This window comes from Paenarthrobacter nitroguajacolicus (assembly GCF_007786235.1).
Classification (GTDB): domain Bacteria; phylum Actinomycetota; class Actinomycetes; order Actinomycetales; family Micrococcaceae; genus Arthrobacter; species Arthrobacter nitroguajacolicus_A.
Genome location: NZ_VNFK01000002.1, coordinates 286,311 through 301,745, shown reverse-complemented (window position 1 = coordinate 301,745; position 15,435 = coordinate 286,311). Strand labels below are relative to the sequence as shown.

13 protein-coding genes are annotated in these 15,435 nt (G+C 62.6%); 5 read left to right on the top strand and 8 right to left on the bottom strand.

The window, feature by feature from the left end; all coding sequences use genetic code 11:
• Positions 1 to 23 precede the first annotated feature (23 nt).
• Positions 24 to 698, top strand: coding sequence for a peptide deformylase (locus tag FQP90_RS03370; protein ID WP_144648316.1), 675 nt, complete (start codon positions 24 to 26; stop codon positions 696 to 698).
• A gap of 39 nt (positions 699 to 737) precedes the next feature.
• Here the strand turns inward: FQP90_RS03370 and FQP90_RS03365 are convergent, their stop codons facing one another.
• Positions 738 to 2,753, bottom strand: coding sequence for a S9 family peptidase (locus FQP90_RS03365; RefSeq protein ID WP_144648315.1), 2,016 nt, complete (start codon positions 2,751 to 2,753; stop codon positions 738 to 740).
• 68 nt (positions 2,754 to 2,821) lie between these two features.
• On the opposite strand from FQP90_RS03365, the gene FQP90_RS03360 reads away from it, so the two are divergent.
• From FQP90_RS03360 to FQP90_RS03345, 4 genes are all read left to right on the top strand, one after another.
• Positions 2,822 to 3,664 carry a methyltransferase domain-containing protein gene (locus FQP90_RS03360; RefSeq protein WP_144648314.1) on the top strand — a complete coding sequence of 281 codons (843 nt, stop codon included), beginning with the start codon at positions 2,822 to 2,824 and terminating at the stop codon, positions 3,662 to 3,664.
• An 80-nt stretch (positions 3,665 to 3,744) separates the two neighbouring features.
• The gene (locus tag FQP90_RS03355; RefSeq protein ID WP_144648429.1) at positions 3,745 to 4,206 is read left to right on the top strand and encodes an NfeD family protein; all 462 of its coding nucleotides are present in this window, start codon (positions 3,745 to 3,747) and stop codon (positions 4,204 to 4,206) included.
• 90 nt (positions 4,207 to 4,296) lie between these two features.
• The gene (locus FQP90_RS03350) at positions 4,297 to 5,277 is read left to right on the top strand and encodes an SPFH domain-containing protein (RefSeq protein ID WP_144648313.1); all 981 of its coding nucleotides are present in this window, start codon (positions 4,297 to 4,299) and stop codon (positions 5,275 to 5,277) included.
• A 256-nt stretch (positions 5,278 to 5,533) separates the two neighbouring features.
• A complete protein-coding gene (locus FQP90_RS03345) occupies positions 5,534 to 5,881 on the top strand; it encodes an RNA polymerase-binding protein RbpA (RefSeq protein WP_011774875.1) in 348 nt (115 codons plus the stop codon).
• Between the two features lie 94 nt (positions 5,882 to 5,975).
• On the opposite strand, the gene FQP90_RS03340 is transcribed toward FQP90_RS03345, so the two are convergent.
• The 7 genes from FQP90_RS03340 to FQP90_RS03310 form a co-directional block, all read right to left on the bottom strand.
• Entirely contained in the window at positions 5,976 to 6,719 is a 744-nt protein-coding gene (locus FQP90_RS03340; RefSeq protein ID WP_144648312.1) for a polyprenol monophosphomannose synthase, read from the bottom strand.
• A 410-nt stretch (positions 6,720 to 7,129) separates the two neighbouring features.
• The gene (locus tag FQP90_RS03335) at positions 7,130 to 8,785 is read right to left on the bottom strand and encodes an amidohydrolase (RefSeq protein WP_144648311.1); all 1,656 of its coding nucleotides are present in this window, start codon (positions 8,783 to 8,785) and stop codon (positions 7,130 to 7,132) included.
• Positions 8,786 to 8,836: 51 nt separating this feature from the next.
• Positions 8,837 to 11,812 carry a DEAD/DEAH box helicase gene (locus FQP90_RS03330; protein WP_144648310.1) on the bottom strand — a complete coding sequence of 992 codons (2,976 nt, stop codon included), beginning with the start codon at positions 11,810 to 11,812 and terminating at the stop codon, positions 8,837 to 8,839.
• Between the two features lie 24 nt (positions 11,813 to 11,836).
• On the bottom strand, positions 11,837 to 12,673 hold the full coding sequence (gene tatC, locus FQP90_RS03325) for a twin-arginine translocase subunit TatC (protein WP_144648309.1): 837 nt from the start codon (positions 12,671 to 12,673) through the stop codon (positions 11,837 to 11,839).
• A 6-nt stretch (positions 12,674 to 12,679) separates the two neighbouring features.
• Entirely contained in the window at positions 12,680 to 12,949 is a 270-nt protein-coding gene (tatA, locus tag FQP90_RS03320) for a Sec-independent protein translocase subunit TatA (protein WP_144648308.1), read from the bottom strand.
• A 36-nt stretch (positions 12,950 to 12,985) separates the two neighbouring features.
• The gene (locus tag FQP90_RS03315) at positions 12,986 to 13,336 is read right to left on the bottom strand and encodes a hypothetical protein (RefSeq protein ID WP_144648307.1); all 351 of its coding nucleotides are present in this window, start codon (positions 13,334 to 13,336) and stop codon (positions 12,986 to 12,988) included.
• A 9-nt stretch (positions 13,337 to 13,345) separates the two neighbouring features.
• Positions 13,346 to 15,364 carry a helix-turn-helix transcriptional regulator gene (locus FQP90_RS03310; RefSeq protein WP_208759926.1) on the bottom strand — a complete coding sequence of 673 codons (2,019 nt, stop codon included), beginning with the start codon at positions 15,362 to 15,364 and terminating at the stop codon, positions 13,346 to 13,348.
• Between the last annotated feature and the right edge of the window lie 71 nt (positions 15,365 to 15,435).

Genomic DNA, 15,435 nt, shown 5'->3' with positions numbered 1-15,435 from the left:
ACCAGCCGCGTTAGGCTCAAGGCATGACGCATCAACCTCCTCCCGAGGCCTCGGGCCCGGCTACCGACTACAACCCCATCCAGATCAGGGATGCTGTGCGGCGATTGCTCGATGCGGAAGAACTCCCGGCCATTGTCCAAGCTGGACACCCTGTGCTGCGCCAGCTTGCGGCCCCCTACGATGGCCAGCTGGACGACGTCGAATTGATGTCATTGGTTGACCGGATGCGGGAAGCCATGCATGATGCTCCCGGTGTGGGGCTGGCTGCTCCCCAGCTGGGTATCCCCTTGCAGCTCGCCGTCCTCGAGGACAAATACGAGATTGATCCCGCATCCGCTGCCATGCGGCACAGGGAACAGATGGAATTCTTCGCCATCGTCAACCCAAGCTACCGTCCACTTGGTACGGAGGTGGCTTCTTTCTATGAAGGATGTCTCTCCGTCAATGGATACCAAGCGGTTGTGACCCGGCACCGGAACGTCGAGTTGCGCTACACAACCCCGCGCGGGGAGGCCGTAGAGGAGTGGTTTTCCGGATGGCAGGCCCGCATCGTGCAACACGAAACGGACCACCTTCACGGAACCCTGTACCTGGACCGGGCCGAGATCCGGTCACTTTCCAGCAACGCCGAGCACGCTGCGCGATGGGCTGCACCCGACGTCGATGAGGCACGCCGCGCTCTCGGCTTCCTCCTCTAGGGTCCACACTGCGCCTGCCTGCTAATGGCTGCCTGACTGCTACGACTCCGGGCGGTTGGATGCCGTGGGGAGGTAGGCTGCCCACCAACGCAGGATGTGGTCGAAGCGCTGCCGGCGATGATGCGGGGTGCCGGACCGGGACAATTCGTGGTCCTCACCCGGGAAGACCAACAATGCAGTTTCCACGCCTTGCTTCTTGAGCTGGGCGTAATAACGCTGACCTTGTTCAAGGGGGCAGCGAAGGTCGTTTTCGCTGTGGACCACCAGCGTGGGAGTTGTGACGGCAGGGGCAACGGCCATGGGACTCTGGGCAGCCATCTGCTCGGGGCTTCCCCCGGTGTATTCGCCACCGAAGAACCAGCCTATGTCGGAGGAACCAGTGAAGCTGACCGGGTCCAGGAATCCGCGCTCGACGATGGCGGCCTTGAACCGGTGATCGTGGGCAATGGTCCACGCGGTCAGGTAGCCGCCGTACGAACCACCCATGATGCCCACACGTTCCGGATCCAAGCCATCAAAGGCTTCAAGTGCTGAGTCCAGGAACGCGAGGACGTCCTGCATGTCCACGGTGCCCATACGCTCCTTGATGGCGCGGCCGTGGGCTTGGCCGTAGCCGGACGAGCCGCGTGGATTGCACATCACCACGGCGTAGCCTGCCGCGGCGTAAACCTGGGCCTCGTCGAAGAAGGCCCCCGTGTATTGGGCGAACGGTCCGCCGTGGATGGTGAGAAGAACCGGATGCGGCCCAGGCCCATCAGGCAGCACCAGCCAACCCGCAACAGGATGTCCATCGGTGGATTCCGCCTCGAATTCCAGGGGTTCGCTGACCCGCGAGTTGTTTCTGAGGGCGGCCGAAAAGTCGGTCAGGAGGCGGATTTCTCCGCGTTCCAGGGAAGCTGCGTCGCCCACCGTTGAGGCGTCGGAAAAGCTCACTGCGATCTCCCCATTGGCGGCCACGGTGGCGCCAGTCACTACCCGGGCGCCGTGGACGAGGGGCGTGATTCCGCCTTCGGCTGGAACATCCAGGAGTTCCACGCTGCCCAGGGCTGTGTTCAGTACCAGCATGCTGGCCGGACCGCTCGGTTCCAACGGGCCGGAGACGTCCAAATGTTCAACGTCTGTCAGGGCCACCGCATCTCCCCCACCAGCGGGCATGACGTGGAGGACTCCATTGCGTGCCACGAAGTCCTTGCCCGTTTCCCCTAGCTCTTGAGCGACATAGAACAGCCAGCGCCCATCCGTGGAGGGGCGCACGGCGGTGACGGTTTGAGGCCGGTTGTTGGCGGGTTCGACGACGACGGGCCGGCCGCCACTGGTGTCAACCTTGTAGATGGAGGTGATGAGGTCGTCGTCGCGCCTTTCGTGGAGGGCGGCAACAAAGTAAAGCTGGGTGCCGTCCGGGGAGAAACACGGAGACTCATGGTCCGCATCGCCAAACGTGATCTGCTTGGCGGCGGGGACTCCGGTCACCGCCCGCGTCGGCTGCTCATGGGCGGCCCTTCCACGCGGAGCGACTGCGGGCTCGCCGCCCAAGTCCGGAACCTCGACGACAAACAACTGCTGGCGCTGGTCGCCGGTATAGCCGACGCCGTTCATCCTGTACTGATTGGTATCGATGAGGCGGGCATCTTCGCTGCCGGAACTGACGCCGTCGACCGTTCCATAGCGTCCCTGCTCCGGCACCCGGGCCCAGAACGCAATCCGATGGGAATCGGGCGCCCACACGAAACCACCCACACCGGCGTGCTGATCGGTAATGCGCTGTGGTTCGCCACCGGCGGCCTCCACGACGTGCAACTGCGGTTTGCCATCCTGATCGCTGCGGAGGAAGGCCAGAACAAGGCCATCAGGCGAGAAGGCAGGGGCCGTATCCCTGAAACCACGCGTGATGCGGCGTGGATGTTTGGTGGGATCCAGGGGAACAGTCCAGAGCTGGCCGACGTAACTGTCGGCGTCAAAATCCGGGCGGACAACAGAAACAACCGCCTTCGTGCCATCAGGGTGGATGGCCGGGGCGGACACGGAGTTCAGCAGGGGAAGTTGCTCGGGTTTCACGTTGGTGAGCCTAGCCCGGCTGCTCCGCCCCAGGCACCAGACACTCCGTCCCCCGTAGGATTGAACCCATGTTCCCCGACGCCGTCGCTGCCCTTCGCTGTCCTGTGTGCCAAGCGTCGTTCCTGCTTAAGGAAGATCAGCAACGGACGCTCGCTTGCGAGGGCGGGCACTTCTATGACGCCGCAAAACAGGGCTACTTCAACCTGCTGACAGGCAAAGGTACCGCCTTCGAGGCTGATTCGGCGGAGATGGTAGCGGCCCGCTACCGCTTCCTGGAAGCCGGACACTACTCGGCCCTTACGGAGGCAGTCGCAGAGGCGGCCGCCGAAACGCTTCAACGGCCCGACGCCCTGGTCTTGGACGCCGGCACCGGAACCGGGCATTATTTGCACGCTGTTCTCCAGAGTTCCAGCGCCTCGGCAATCGGCCTCGACATTTCCAAGTTCGCCCTCCGGCGGGCAGCCCGGCTCAATCCGCAAGCGGCCAACCTCGTATGGGACATTTGGCGCCCTTTGCCCATGGCCGACAACACCGCGGACGTGGTGACAGTGATCTTTGCCCCGCGAAACCCCGCCGAGTTTGCGCGGGTGCTTCGCCCGGGGGGCATACTGATCGTCGTAACGCCGCGCCCGGGTCATCTCGCAGAGATCGCTGCCCGGACAGGCATGCTCAGCATCGAAGAAGGCAAAGAAGAGCGGCTCGCCGAGGCCATGAGCGCGCACTTCAATACCGCCGCGAACGTCAGCCTGGACCTGCCCCTCGCATTGAATGGTCCGGAGGTGGCCGACCTCGCGTACATGGGACCGGCCGGCCACCACCTTCGCCCCGGACAATTGGCCGAACTGGCCGAAACGGACGGGTCCATAGCCACCATGGCGAAGTTCCGGATCAGTGTGTTCACCGTGTCCTGACGTGGGACGGTACGTCGGGCTAGGATGGAGGAACAGTGACTGTGATCCCGTCCGCGGGATCCGGGACCAAGGGGGAAATGATGTTTGAATGGCTCGGCGAGAATTGGTGGGCCCTCTGGCTCACGGTCTTCCTCGCGTTCGCGGTGGTGGAGATGCTGACTCTCGACCTCTTCTTCATCATGCTGGGCGGCGGAGCCCTTGCGGGACTGATCGCCGACTTCGCCGGCGCCGATTTTTGGCTGCAGATCGTCATTTTCTGCGTGGTTTCCCTCCTGATGATCGTTTTCCTGCGGCCGGTCGCCCTGAAGCATCTGCACAAGGGGCCAGAAGAGCAACGCTCCAACGTTGACCGCCTGATAGGTCAGTCCGCCCTCGTCATCGAAGCCGTGAGCGGCACCAGTGGACTCGTCAAGATTGGCGGTGATGTCTGGAGTGCCCGCAGCACTGCCGGAGTCATCGACCCCGGTGCGACGGTTCAGGTCACCAAAATTGACGGCGCGACGGCGGTCGTCGCCTCGTCCGCCGACAACAGCCCGCGCTAAGGCGCCTCAGGATTCAATCGGTTGCCGGGTAGGACAGCCTGCCTGCGCACAGCCGCATCAAACCACGCAATTGGGGAACGAAGGAGATGTATGGACGGCTTAGGAGGAACAGCAGCAGCAATCGTGCTGATTGTTCTCGTCATTTTTGTCATCATCGTGTTGGTCCGCTCGGTAAGGATCATCCCGCAGGCGCGCGCCGGCGTCGTTGAACGGCTCGGTAAGTACCAGCGCACGCTCAATCCGGGACTTACTATCCTGATTCCGTTCGTCGACCGGCTCCTGCCGTTGCTCGACCTGCGCGAACAAGTGGTGTCCTTCCCACCGCAGCCGGTCATCACAGAAGACAACCTGGTGGTCTCCATCGACACCGTGGTCTATTTCCAGGTCACCGATCCCAGGGCGGCCACCTACGAGATCGCCAACTACATCCAGGCGGTCGAACAGTTGACCACCACCACGCTTCGTAACGTGGTGGGTGGCCTCAACCTCGAAGAAGCACTCACGTCGCGTGACCAGATCAACGGCCAGTTGCGTGGTGTCCTCGACGAAGCAACGGGTCGCTGGGGAATCCGCGTTTCCCGTGTGGAGTTGAAGGCGATCGACCCGCCCCACTCCATCCAGGACTCGATGGAGAAGCAGATGCGCGCAGAGCGTGACCGCCGGGCAGCCATCCTGACCGCTGAAGGTACCAAGCAGTCGCAGATCCTCACCGCGGAAGGCCAGCGACAGGCGGCCATCCTCGCTGCCGAAGGTGATGCGAAGGCGGCCATCCTTCGCGCAGACGGTGAAGCCCAAGCCATTCAAAAGGTCTTCGACGCGATCCACAAGGGCAACCCTGATCAGAAGCTGCTTGCATATCAGTACTTGCAGACGCTTCCCAAGATCGCTGAAGGCAGTTCGAACAAGCTCTGGATTATCCCGAGCGAAGTCGGCGAGGCACTCAAGGGAATCGGCGGCGCACTCGGAGGAAATAACGGGGACTCCCCCGTCCAGGGGCTCTTCGGTGGCAGTGAGCAGGCCAAGGTGTCCGAGCCTGCGGGTACGACGGAGCATTCGCGGCCAGCTGAATAGACCTGTCTGTACGTGCAATGAGCGGTCAGCCATCCCGGCTGGCCGCTCCTTGCTTTCCGGGCTTTTGAGTACTAAGCCTTGATCCGCGTATAATGGGATATTTGTCCGGCTGGTTCAGCGCGGATGGAACATTAAAGCTTGGCCAGGCGTTGCAATTAGTGATGCAAGGTGTGCAGAAGTAGTCCGTAAGGATCGTGAAAACGGCTTACGGCTAGCGCGGGGTTTCTTGCTCCGCGAACAGACAGAGGGAGTAATCATGAGCGATCGCAGCCTGCGGGGTATGCGTCTTGGCGCCCAAAGCATGGAAACCGAATCCGGCGTTGAACCGGCACCGCGCCAGCGGGTCGAATACCGTTGCGAGGATGGCGAGCAGGTCTTCGTGACCTTCTCCTCCGAAGCCGAGATCCCTCCCGTTTGGGTTTCCAAGACCGGCAAGGAAGCGCTGCTGGTTGATGGAGAGCGTCCTGTTGACGCCAACGAGAAGGCAGTCCGCACCCACTGGGACATGCTGCTGGAACGCCGCAGCCTCCCGGAGTTGGAGCAGATCCTTGAGGATCGTCTAAACATCCTGCGTGAGCGCCGTGGAGAACGCCGCTCCGCGTAGCCTCCCAAGCGCCGACGACAAGAGCGCAGAGACAAAAGGCCGGGTCTGGTTCCAATAGGAACCGGACCCGGCCTTTGTCGTATGGGTTTGCGGGCTACTTGGCTGCGGCCGGCGACTTGCGGGTCAGTTTTGCCCAACGAGCGGCGAGCCCCCATTTGGTCACGTTGAGCATGGCTTCCACCACGATGTTGCCGCTCATCTTTGACGCCCCAAGTTCGCGTTCCACGAAGGTGATGGGGCGCTCATCGATGCGAAGTCCCAGCTTGGCTACCCTCCACGCGAGGTCCACTTGGAAGCCGTAGCCGACTGATTCGACTTCGTCCAGGTTCAGTGCCTCAAGCGTGCTGCGCCGGAATGCGCGGTAGCCGCCGGTGACGTCCTTGATCTTGATTCCCAGCATGATGCGTGCGTAGGTGCTGCCGACGCGGGAGATCGCTTGGCGGTAGAGCGGCCAGTTGACGACGCTTCCACCCGGTACCCAGCGCGAGCCCATGGCCAGGTCTGCGCCATCCTTGACGGCATCAAGAAGAAGGGGCAACTGCTCCGGCTTGTGGGAGCCATCCGCATCCATTTCGACCAAGACGTCGTATCCAGCAGCCAGGCCCCACTTGAACCCTGCGATGTACGCGGCTCCGAGGCCTTCCTTGCCTTTTCGGTGCAAAACGTGCACCTGGCTGTCCGACGCGGCGAACTCATCGGCAAGCTGTCCCGTGCCGTCCGGGCTGTTATCGTCAACCACCAGGACATCGGACTCTGGCACTGCTGCGCGCAGTCGTCCCAGCGTCTTGGGGAGCGATTCGAGCTCGTTGTAGGTGGGAATGATCGTCAGGACACGCAAGAAGAGGCCTTTCCTTGATGGAGCGGTCAGTGTGCCGGACCAGCCTGGCGGCTGGCATTCTGGCGCAACTCTCCATTATAGGACGCTGGCGGGCACCCCTTGAGCGGTTATGGCGTGGGACACACGCGGCGATGCTGCGGGCAGGTCCGCAAGCCCAGGACCAGTGGCGCCGGACAATGTATCCCGGACGAACTGTTTTCTGGGTCGCTGCGGACCTGCCCACCTCCTTGCCGCCACCATGAACGTGTTCCGGCTACGACCGGACCATCAAGCTCCGGCAGTTGCCTCTGCGTTGATTATCCGTTGAGCCTCAATGCTACGGACTCACCCCACGCTGTCAACCAGGTGTTGACCTGCGGATCTGTGGATCGTCCCAGTTCAGCGCGCTTCTTGGTGCCGCAGGTCAATTCCTAGCCACGCAAGGACTCGTGGGCGAACAGCTCGATTCCCTCGTGGACGGTCTGCAGGCAGAGAGGGTCCTTTCCAGTGTCGAGGGCAGGCAACAGCGGTGTACGGGCTCGGGGATCCGTGCTCCACGACTGTACCCGGCTGTCGGCCACTTGAACCATGAGTTCCTCGACTTCCCATACCGCGAAACTGGCCGGCGCGCCTGGCACCAGCTGGCCCATCAGCGGATTCCGGTGCCTGCTGGCACGCCACCCGGCGCGGGTGTGGCCCAGGAAGGCCGCCCGTGCGGAAATCCGCTGTTCGGAGTTGCTGTGCTCCAAGCAGGCGCGGACGCTGGACCATGGCCGCAGAGGGGTGACCGGGCTGTCGCTGCCGAAGGTGATGGGAACCCCGCTGGCGTAGAACGAAGCAAACGGGTTCATCGTTTGGCTGCGGGCGCCCAGGCGCTGTTCGTAAAGTCCACCCGGTGCACCCCACGCTGCATCGAAGCCTGGCTGCGCGCTGACGCTGATGGAGTACTTCGCCAGTCTGTCGATGGCAGCTTGGTCAGCCATCTCGACGTGTTCCAGTCTGTGGCCCGCCGCCCGGATGCGCTGCTCCCCCACCTCGGCTGCTGCAGCGTCCAAGGCGTCCAGGATTGCGTCCAGGCCGGCGTCACCGATCACGTGGAACCCGGCTTGGACTCCCAACAAGGAGGTCGCCGCAAAATGCTTGGCTGCCTCTTCGACGGAGAGGTACGGGCTTCCCCGGTGCCCCGTCGCGTCGGAGTAGTCATCCAGCAAGGCGGCGGTCCGCGAGCCTATTGATCCGTCAATGTTGAGGTCTCCCGCGAGCCCAAGCACTGCAGTCCCCAAATTGTCGAGGATGCTTTGGGCGTGGTTTTCGGATGAGGCCAGTTCACCCCAATATGGAAGTACTTGGGGGTTACCTGCCTGCTCATTCCACGAGGCTGCCATCCGAAGATCGTCGGGACCGCAGATGTGCGGCGCTGACATTTCTGCCAGCGCCACGTAGCCGTTGGCGGCAGCCTCCTGAAGTGCCTGTTCCTGATAACCACGCCTGTCGGTGCTCGGGAACTGCCGTGCCGTGAGTCGAGCCGCTGTGTGTGCTGCCCGCACCACGCGCGCGTTGCCGGCGAAACCGTCCAGCCCCTTCAAGCCCGCGGCCGCAGCCAGCGATGCGGAAACCAGCGCCGAATGGACGTCGACGCGCGAGAGGTAGACGGTGCGGCCTCCCGCAGCCCTTTCGATTTCGTCAAGGGTGGGCAGTGTGGGGTCGTTCCACGTTGTTTCGTCCCAGCCGTGCCCCAGGATGGGGCCCGAACCACCCGCGGTGGCAACGGCGTCGAGGAGTTCCCTGGCCGAACGCACTGAGCTGAGCTTCACACCGGACAGGGCCAGGCCGGTCTCCGTCAGGTGCGCGTGCGAGTCCACGAAACCAGGCGCCAGGAGGGCGCCGCGAAGATCGATGACCTCCATGGACGAATCCGCGATGGACGTTGCTGCCTGTTCAGAGCCCACCCATGCAATAGTGTCTCCGTCCACCACCATGGCGGTGGCAAAGGGATCTGCGGCCGTATAGATCGAACCGTTGCGGTACATCGCGACCTTGCGGTCAGTTCCGTTGCGGTCGCGGCCGGCAGCGCCTGGTTGGTTCATTCGTTGTGCTCCTTGAGCGGTTGAAGACAGTCAATCAATGAGGGATGTGGGTCAGGCCACCGTGGAGTAGGCCACAACACCGCGGCGGACCAAATCAATGGACTCACGGCAAATCCTCACCAGCCGTGGATCAAGTTGCGGGATCTTGGCCAGCTGGTCCAGAAGGTCCACCACCTGCTTGGCCCAGCGGACAAAGTCGCCGGCAGCGAGGTCGGTACCACTGAGGACGTCCTGCAAGTGACGGCCCTTGGCCCACTTGTACATCGGCCACATGAGTCCGAGTTCAGGTTCGCCGGTCAGTGGAAGCCTGTGATGCTCCTCCGTGTCCTCCAGTTGGGACCACTCCCGGACGACGATGTCCACGGCCGTTTCCAACGAAACCGTTGGCATCTTGGGCCGCAGCCCACGGTCCTCGCGTTTGGCCTGGTAGACCAAAATGCTGGCAAGGGACGCCAGCTCGGCTGCGTCGAGGTCGTTGATGGCGCCCCGGCGGATGGACTGCGAAATGAGCAGGTCCTTCTCGCCGTAGATCCGGCGAAGACGCTGTCCGTCATTGTTGATGGTGACGTGACCGGCATCGTCCGTTTCCAAGTAACCGTAGACGGACAAAACGTCGCAGACGCGGTCGAACGTCTTGGCGATGGTGTTCGTGCGCCCCTGGATCTGACGGACCAGGCCGTCAGTCTCCTTGCGGAGCTTCCACCAGCGCTCGGACCACCGCGCATGGTCTTCCCGCTCGCTGCAGCCGTGGCAGGGATGCGCCCTCAGCGCCCTTCTCAGGTCCGCAATCTTCTTCTCCTGATCCGGCAGCCTTGCGCCCAAGCCGAAGTCCTCGTGGCGGCTGTTCCGCCGGCTGTGCGGGGCGTCCTCGCTGATGGCGTGGCGCATGGACGACGCGAGATCGCGACGGGCTTTGGGGACCTTTGCGTTAAAGGACTTGGGGATCCTGATCCGGGTCACGGGAGTTACCGGGCCGTCGAGGTCGTGGACACCGATCCGCCGAAGCTGGTTATCCGATGTCAGCACCGAGGGGCGGGGTTCGCGGGCATTCGGGTCGACATCCAGTACCACTGCATGCCCTGCCAGCCTGCCGCTGTAGATGTTGATGACGTCGCCCGGGATCAGTCGCGTGAGGGAATCAGCCACGTGGGATTTCCGGGCACGTTGATGATCCCTGGCGGCGTGGTTTTCCGCTTCACTGAGTTCCCGCCGCAATTTTGCATATTCGGTGAAATCCCCCAAGTGGCACTGCATGGACTTGGCATAGCCTGCCAACGACTCCTCGCGCCCGCGCACTTGCCTGGCAAGGCCCACCACGGATCGATCCGCCTGGAATTGGGCGAAGGACGACTCCAGGATCTCCCGTGCCCTTACGCGGCCAAACTGGGCAATCAGGTTGATGCTCATGTTGTAGGTGGGCCGGAAGCTGGAATTCAGGGGGTAAGTGCGCCTTGAGGCAAGGCCTGCAACCGCGGCCGGGTCCGTTCCGGGTTGCCAGAGGACCACGGCATGGCCTTCGATGTCGATTCCACGGCGCCCTGCCCGGCCAGTCAGTTGTGTGTACTCCCCCGCCGTGATGTTGACGTGCGCTTCACCGTTGAACTTCTCCAGCTTTTCCAAGACCACGCAGCGGGCGGGCATGTTGACGCCCAATGCCAGCGTTTCGGTGGCGAAAACGGCCTTGACCAGCCCGTCCGCAAAAAGCTTTTCCACTACTTCCTTGAACGTGGGAAGCATGCCTGCGTGGTGGGCGGCGAATCCCCTGACCAAGCCGTCGCGCCAGCCCCAGAATCCGAGGACATCGAGATCGTCGGCCGGGATCTCGTGGCTCGCCTCATCCACCCGCTGGGCAATGATCTGTTGCTCGCGCTCCGTGGTCAGCCATAACCCCGATGCCGCACACTGCGCCACGGCAGCGTCACAGCCGGCCCTGGAGAAGATGAACGTGATGGCCGGCAGCAGGTCCTGGCGCCTGAGGCTCTCGATGACCTGCGGGCGGCTGGCCTTCCGGACAGGGCTGCGCTGCTCGGATTGTTGGCGCTCGTCGCGGTAGCGGTCTTGGCGACGCCGGCTACGTCCACCGTGCCCGAAGCGGCCAGCCATGTTCATGCGGCTCTCAGAACGCGCCATGGCCAGGAGATCCGGATTGACCTCAAACTCGGGTCCGGTAACGGCTTGACGAACCTGCCTTGTGGAGGCCCGCGTGGGCGTGACACTCCGACGCTCGGAACCAGTTGGCTCGGCTACGATCTCGTCGGTCTCGGAAAGGTCCGGTACTTCGGTTTCCTCGGCGCCGGGCGCTTGGGGAGCGATCTCATCAAACGTGGTGTCACCGGCAAATAGATCCACGACCTCACGGCCCACCATCACGTGCTGCCACAACGGGACCGGACGGTGTTCGGAGACAATGACGTCGGTGTCGCCCCGTACGGTGTCCAGCCAAGCGCCGAATTCCTCGGCGTTGGAAACGGTGGCACTCAGCGACGCGACCTGGACTTCGCTGGGCAGGTGGATGATGACCTCTTCCCACACAGCCCCGCGGAAGCGGTCGGCCAAGTAATGGACTTCGTCCATCACGACGAAGCCAAGGTCGCCGAGTGTCTCGGAGTCGGCGTACAACATGTTTCGAAGGACCTCGGTGGTCATCACCACCACTGGGGCGTCTCCGTTGATGGTGGTGTCACCCGTCAGCAGGCCGACGTTTGCAGCGCCGTACTTGGCGGCGAGCTCCGAGAACTTTTGGTTGCTCAGTGCCTTGATGGGCGTGGTGTAGAACGCCTTGAGTCCGCGTTCCAAGGCAAGGTAGATGGCGAATTCGCCAACGATGGTCTTTCCGGCACCGGTCGGTGCTGCCACCAGGACGCCCCGGCCCTCCTGCAGCGACTGGCACGCTTCGCGCTGGAAGTCGTCCAGGTCAAAGTCCAGGGTACGGACAAAGGCGCCAAGATAGGTCTTGGACTCAGCGGCCCGTTGGGCTGCCGCCTGGTAGCGGTCTGATGGAGAAGGAGACCCGGAAATGGAGGACATGCATCAAGCCTAGTGGCCCAAGCTCTAGAGATTCTCCAGATCCGAGGCCGGGGTGGCGATGTCTGCCGTGGCTTCAGTCTCAGCGGCCCGCTTGACGGCTCGACGCTCACGGCGGCGGTCGTTGAGGACGCAAACACCAATTGCGGCGAAGAACAGCAGAAGCATCGGCGCTGCCAGGTAGAACATGCTCATGGCATCGGCGCCCGGAGCAGCCATGGCAGCGAACAAGCACACCAGGAAGATGGTGATCCGCCAGCTCTTGATCAGCTGCTTGCCCTTGACGATTCCCGCAAGGTTCAGCCCGACCAGCACCACGGGAACCAGGAAGGCAATGCCAAAAGCGAGCAGAAGCCTGAGCACGAATGCCAAGTAGATTTCGGCGCTGATGAAGTTGGATCCACCGATGGGCGTGAAATCGGTCAGCACGCGGACGGCATTGGGCAGGACCAGCCAGGCAAGGAGGACGCCGCCGATGAACAGCGGCACCGCCGCCGCCACGAAGGACAACGCCAGGCGCCGCTCCTTCTTGTGCAGACCCGGAACGATGAAGGCCCAGAGCTGATAGATCCACACCGGGCTGGCAAGGATCACGCCCAGAAAGACGGAGACCTGGACCATGAGGTCGAATGAGCTGGCCACGCCGTCAAAGTTCAGGGTGGCGGCGCGACCCTCTTTTTCATTGAGGTCCTTGATCGGTTTGATCAGGGCTTCAAGGAGAGGTTGGTAGACAATAAAGCCCACCACGGTACCCAGGATGATGCCGATGGCAGCCTTGAACAGCCGGTTCTTCAGCTCCTTGAGGTGGTCAAGGAGCGCCATCCGGGCTTCGGGGTTGGCCTTGCGCCCCTTCGTTTCTACCACTTCTCTTTAGACGCGGTTGGAAGGCGGAACGTCGGTCTCGCCGTTGTTCTTGGCCTTGACGTCCGGATGTCCCACAACCTTGCCTTCAACGGCGTCGGAAGCTTCCTGGGAGTCCTTCGCTTCGGAAGAGCCATCCTTCTTCATTTCCCGGACTTCGGACTTGAAAATACGCATCGACTGCCCAATGCTGCGCGCCATGGACGGCAGCTTCGGCGCTGCAAAAAGCACCAGAGCCAGGACGATGATGATGATGAGATGCCAGCCTTCGAGCCTCATGTGGGGAGGTCCTTTCCTTTTGGATACATCCTACGTCTAACTGAATTCTATGTCGTGCAGGGATTGGGGCTGACCCCGCTCGGCTTTACGCTTGACGCGCTTCTGGCGACGAACTTCCTGGCGGAAGGCTTTGGCCGTCAGGTAATCATGACGCATCTCCTCCGGGGAGGCAAAAATTGCGGAGCCTGGTTCCGGACGGGCTTCCGCCGTTTCAACGTCGGAGGTTTCGGCGGGAGGAGAAACGTTGCTGAAACGTTTACCCGCGTCGCCTAATTCGTGAACAGTTGACATGAATTTTCTGAACAGCCGATAACCCAGCGTCAGGTGAAGAAGCAACGAAAGGGCAATAAGCGCGATCCACAACAGGATCCAGAACCACCAAGGCATCTGAGTAGTCTAGCCAGCCGGACTGTCTGAAGCCGAGCCGTACTCGGCCAAGGCGGCGTCGAGCCAGGCACGTGTTACCTGCCGCAGGCCCTCGGGCTCGAGGATCCGAACGGCGCCTCCGTGCTGGGACACGAACATGGGGAGCCACTCGGCGTTGCCAAACCGCACTTCTGCAAGAAGGCCGCCGTCGGGCAGTTGCGCGGTGCGCTCAGCGTAGTAGTCGTCCGCCAGTCCGGCGCCCTGCCGGGTCAGCTGCAGGACCACCAGGACGTCGTCATCGCTGGGAGTAAACAACCTGGCTGGGAAATCCTGTTCCGCTGTTGCCGTGCCGGATACGGGACGTCCATTCGGTTCCAGCAGTTCCACCCTGTCCAGCCGGAAATTGCGGAGCCCCGCTTTGCTGTGGCAGTAGGCCTCGAAGTACCAGGTGTTATCCAAGGAGAACAGTCGGAGGGGGTCCACGTCCCGCTCAGTCACCTCGTCGCGTTGCAGGGACAGATAGTGCAAATGAAGCTGTTGGCCTTCCCTGATCGCGCGGGTGATGGTGGCGAAAGCCTGAGATTGTTCGGGCGCGACGGACTGGCCGGCCACAGATCCAGCCAAGCGTCCGGCCTGCCCGGCCGCGCCGGTCAGCTTGAGGGTGACGGATTCCAGCGCGCTTCCCGGCTCGTCCTCCGGCATGCCGGCCAGGGCGGGCAGATCGCCCAACATGGCAAGTCCGGTCAGTAAGGCACCGGCCTCGTCCTCGCTGAACCGCACCGGGCGGTTGAGGTCCAGGTGCTCGGAGATGTAGACGTGATCGTTCTCCCACTGGATGTCCAGGAGGTCGTCCGGGTAGCCTTCGGGGAGCCCTGAACAGATCAGGATCTTGAGATCGTCGATGAGGGCCTTGCGCGTAATCCCGAAGTGGTCAGCGACTTCCTGGATATGCAGGCCTTGGTGGTGGACCAGAAACGGTACCAACTGCAGCATCCTTGCCAACTGGTCCTCCGAGGTGCGCTTTCGTGCCCGGGGCGCCCGTCCCGCTTCAGGAAACGTTAGCTGCGGCAACGGAAGGGCGTCGAAGTCCACGGCAGCTTTGAGGCGCCGCACGACGGCGGCACGCAGTTCCGCGGGTCCGGCCACCTTCACGTGGGGGCCATAGGAGGCAAGCTCTTCGGCAAGTTGCTCCGGATCCCGGAATTCCACCACGATGTGATCGCGGTTGTTGTCGTCCGGAACAGCCTCAACAAACGCTGCCCTTTTGCGCAACGCGAGCAGCCTGTCCATGTCCACTTCCAGGACGGCTTGCTGCACGGGCAGCTCATTGAGCTCAGCTAGCTCTGCGCGGGCGTTGAAGCCCTCGGGAGGATCGAAATGTTCTCCGGCCACCACACTGACCGCAGTAGTCATCCGTGAGAGCCTGAAGAGCCTCTTGGCACCCCTCCCCCGGTCCAAACCCACGAGGTACCACTGGCCGAAGCGACTGCCGAGTCCCCACGGTTCCACTTCCCTGACTTCTTCGCGTCCGGTACTGACCGCAAGGTAGCCGAAGCGGACCGGGTTCCTGCCATGCATGGCCGCCACGACGTCGTCGAAAGCTTGTCCGGCGGGCTTGATGCGCGGCTGCACCCCCGCGGGAAGGTCGACGTCGGTAAAGCCGCCGGCCGCCTGCAACTTACGGACGGCGTTTGCTGCAGCAGTGCCCAGCGCGGCGCGTTCCCACAGTTGGGCGGCCAGCAGGAGCACTGTGGACTCCGCAGGCGTCAGGCTGACGTCGGGCAGCCTGTTGCAATCCTTGCCGATCCGGTAGCGGGTTGTCGCAGGGTCGTCACCTGCGAAACTCCGGGGATCCATGAGGGTCTCGATCTCGAAGCCAAATTGCTTCAGATCCACTTTGTCGCGCTCAAACATGCGCCCAAAGGCTACGTCGTTCTCAGCGGAATCGTGGTAGATCTTGTCGCGCAGTACGGCACGCGTCAGTCCCACCTTGGTGTTGAGCAATGCAAGGAGAAGGTTCAGGAGTCGTTCAGTGCGGGATGCGGACACGGTTGCTACGTTACTAAAGACCAGCAGGAAAGCAGCAAGGCGCGTCACCGGCCGGCAAAACCGGGAGGTAA

Excerpts from the sequence above, each read along its gene's own strand:
- FQP90_RS03355 (WP_144648429.1), top strand. The coding sequence starts at position 3,745 with ATGTTTGAATGGCTCGGCGAGAATTGGTGGGCCCTCTGGCTCACGGTC.
- FQP90_RS03315 (WP_144648307.1), bottom strand. The coding sequence starts at position 13,336 with ATGCCTTGGTGGTTCTGGATCCTGTTGTGGATCGCGCTTATTGCCCTT.
- FQP90_RS03360 (WP_144648314.1), top strand. The coding sequence starts at position 2,822 with ATGTTCCCCGACGCCGTCGCTGCCCTTCGCTGTCCTGTGTGCCAAGCG.
- FQP90_RS03335 (WP_144648311.1), bottom strand. The coding sequence starts at position 8,785 with ATGAACCAACCAGGCGCTGCCGGCCGCGACCGCAACGGAACTGACCGC.
- tatA (WP_144648308.1), bottom strand. The coding sequence starts at position 12,949 with ATGAGGCTCGAAGGCTGGCATCTCATCATCATCATCGTCCTGGCTCTG.
- FQP90_RS03345 (WP_011774875.1), top strand. The coding sequence starts at position 5,534 with ATGAGCGATCGCAGCCTGCGGGGTATGCGTCTTGGCGCCCAAAGCATG.
- FQP90_RS03370 (WP_144648316.1), top strand. The coding sequence starts at position 24 with ATGACGCATCAACCTCCTCCCGAGGCCTCGGGCCCGGCTACCGACTAC.
- FQP90_RS03350 (WP_144648313.1), top strand. The coding sequence starts at position 4,297 with ATGGACGGCTTAGGAGGAACAGCAGCAGCAATCGTGCTGATTGTTCTC.
- FQP90_RS03330 (WP_144648310.1), bottom strand. The coding sequence starts at position 11,812 with ATGTCCTCCATTTCCGGGTCTCCTTCTCCATCAGACCGCTACCAGGCG.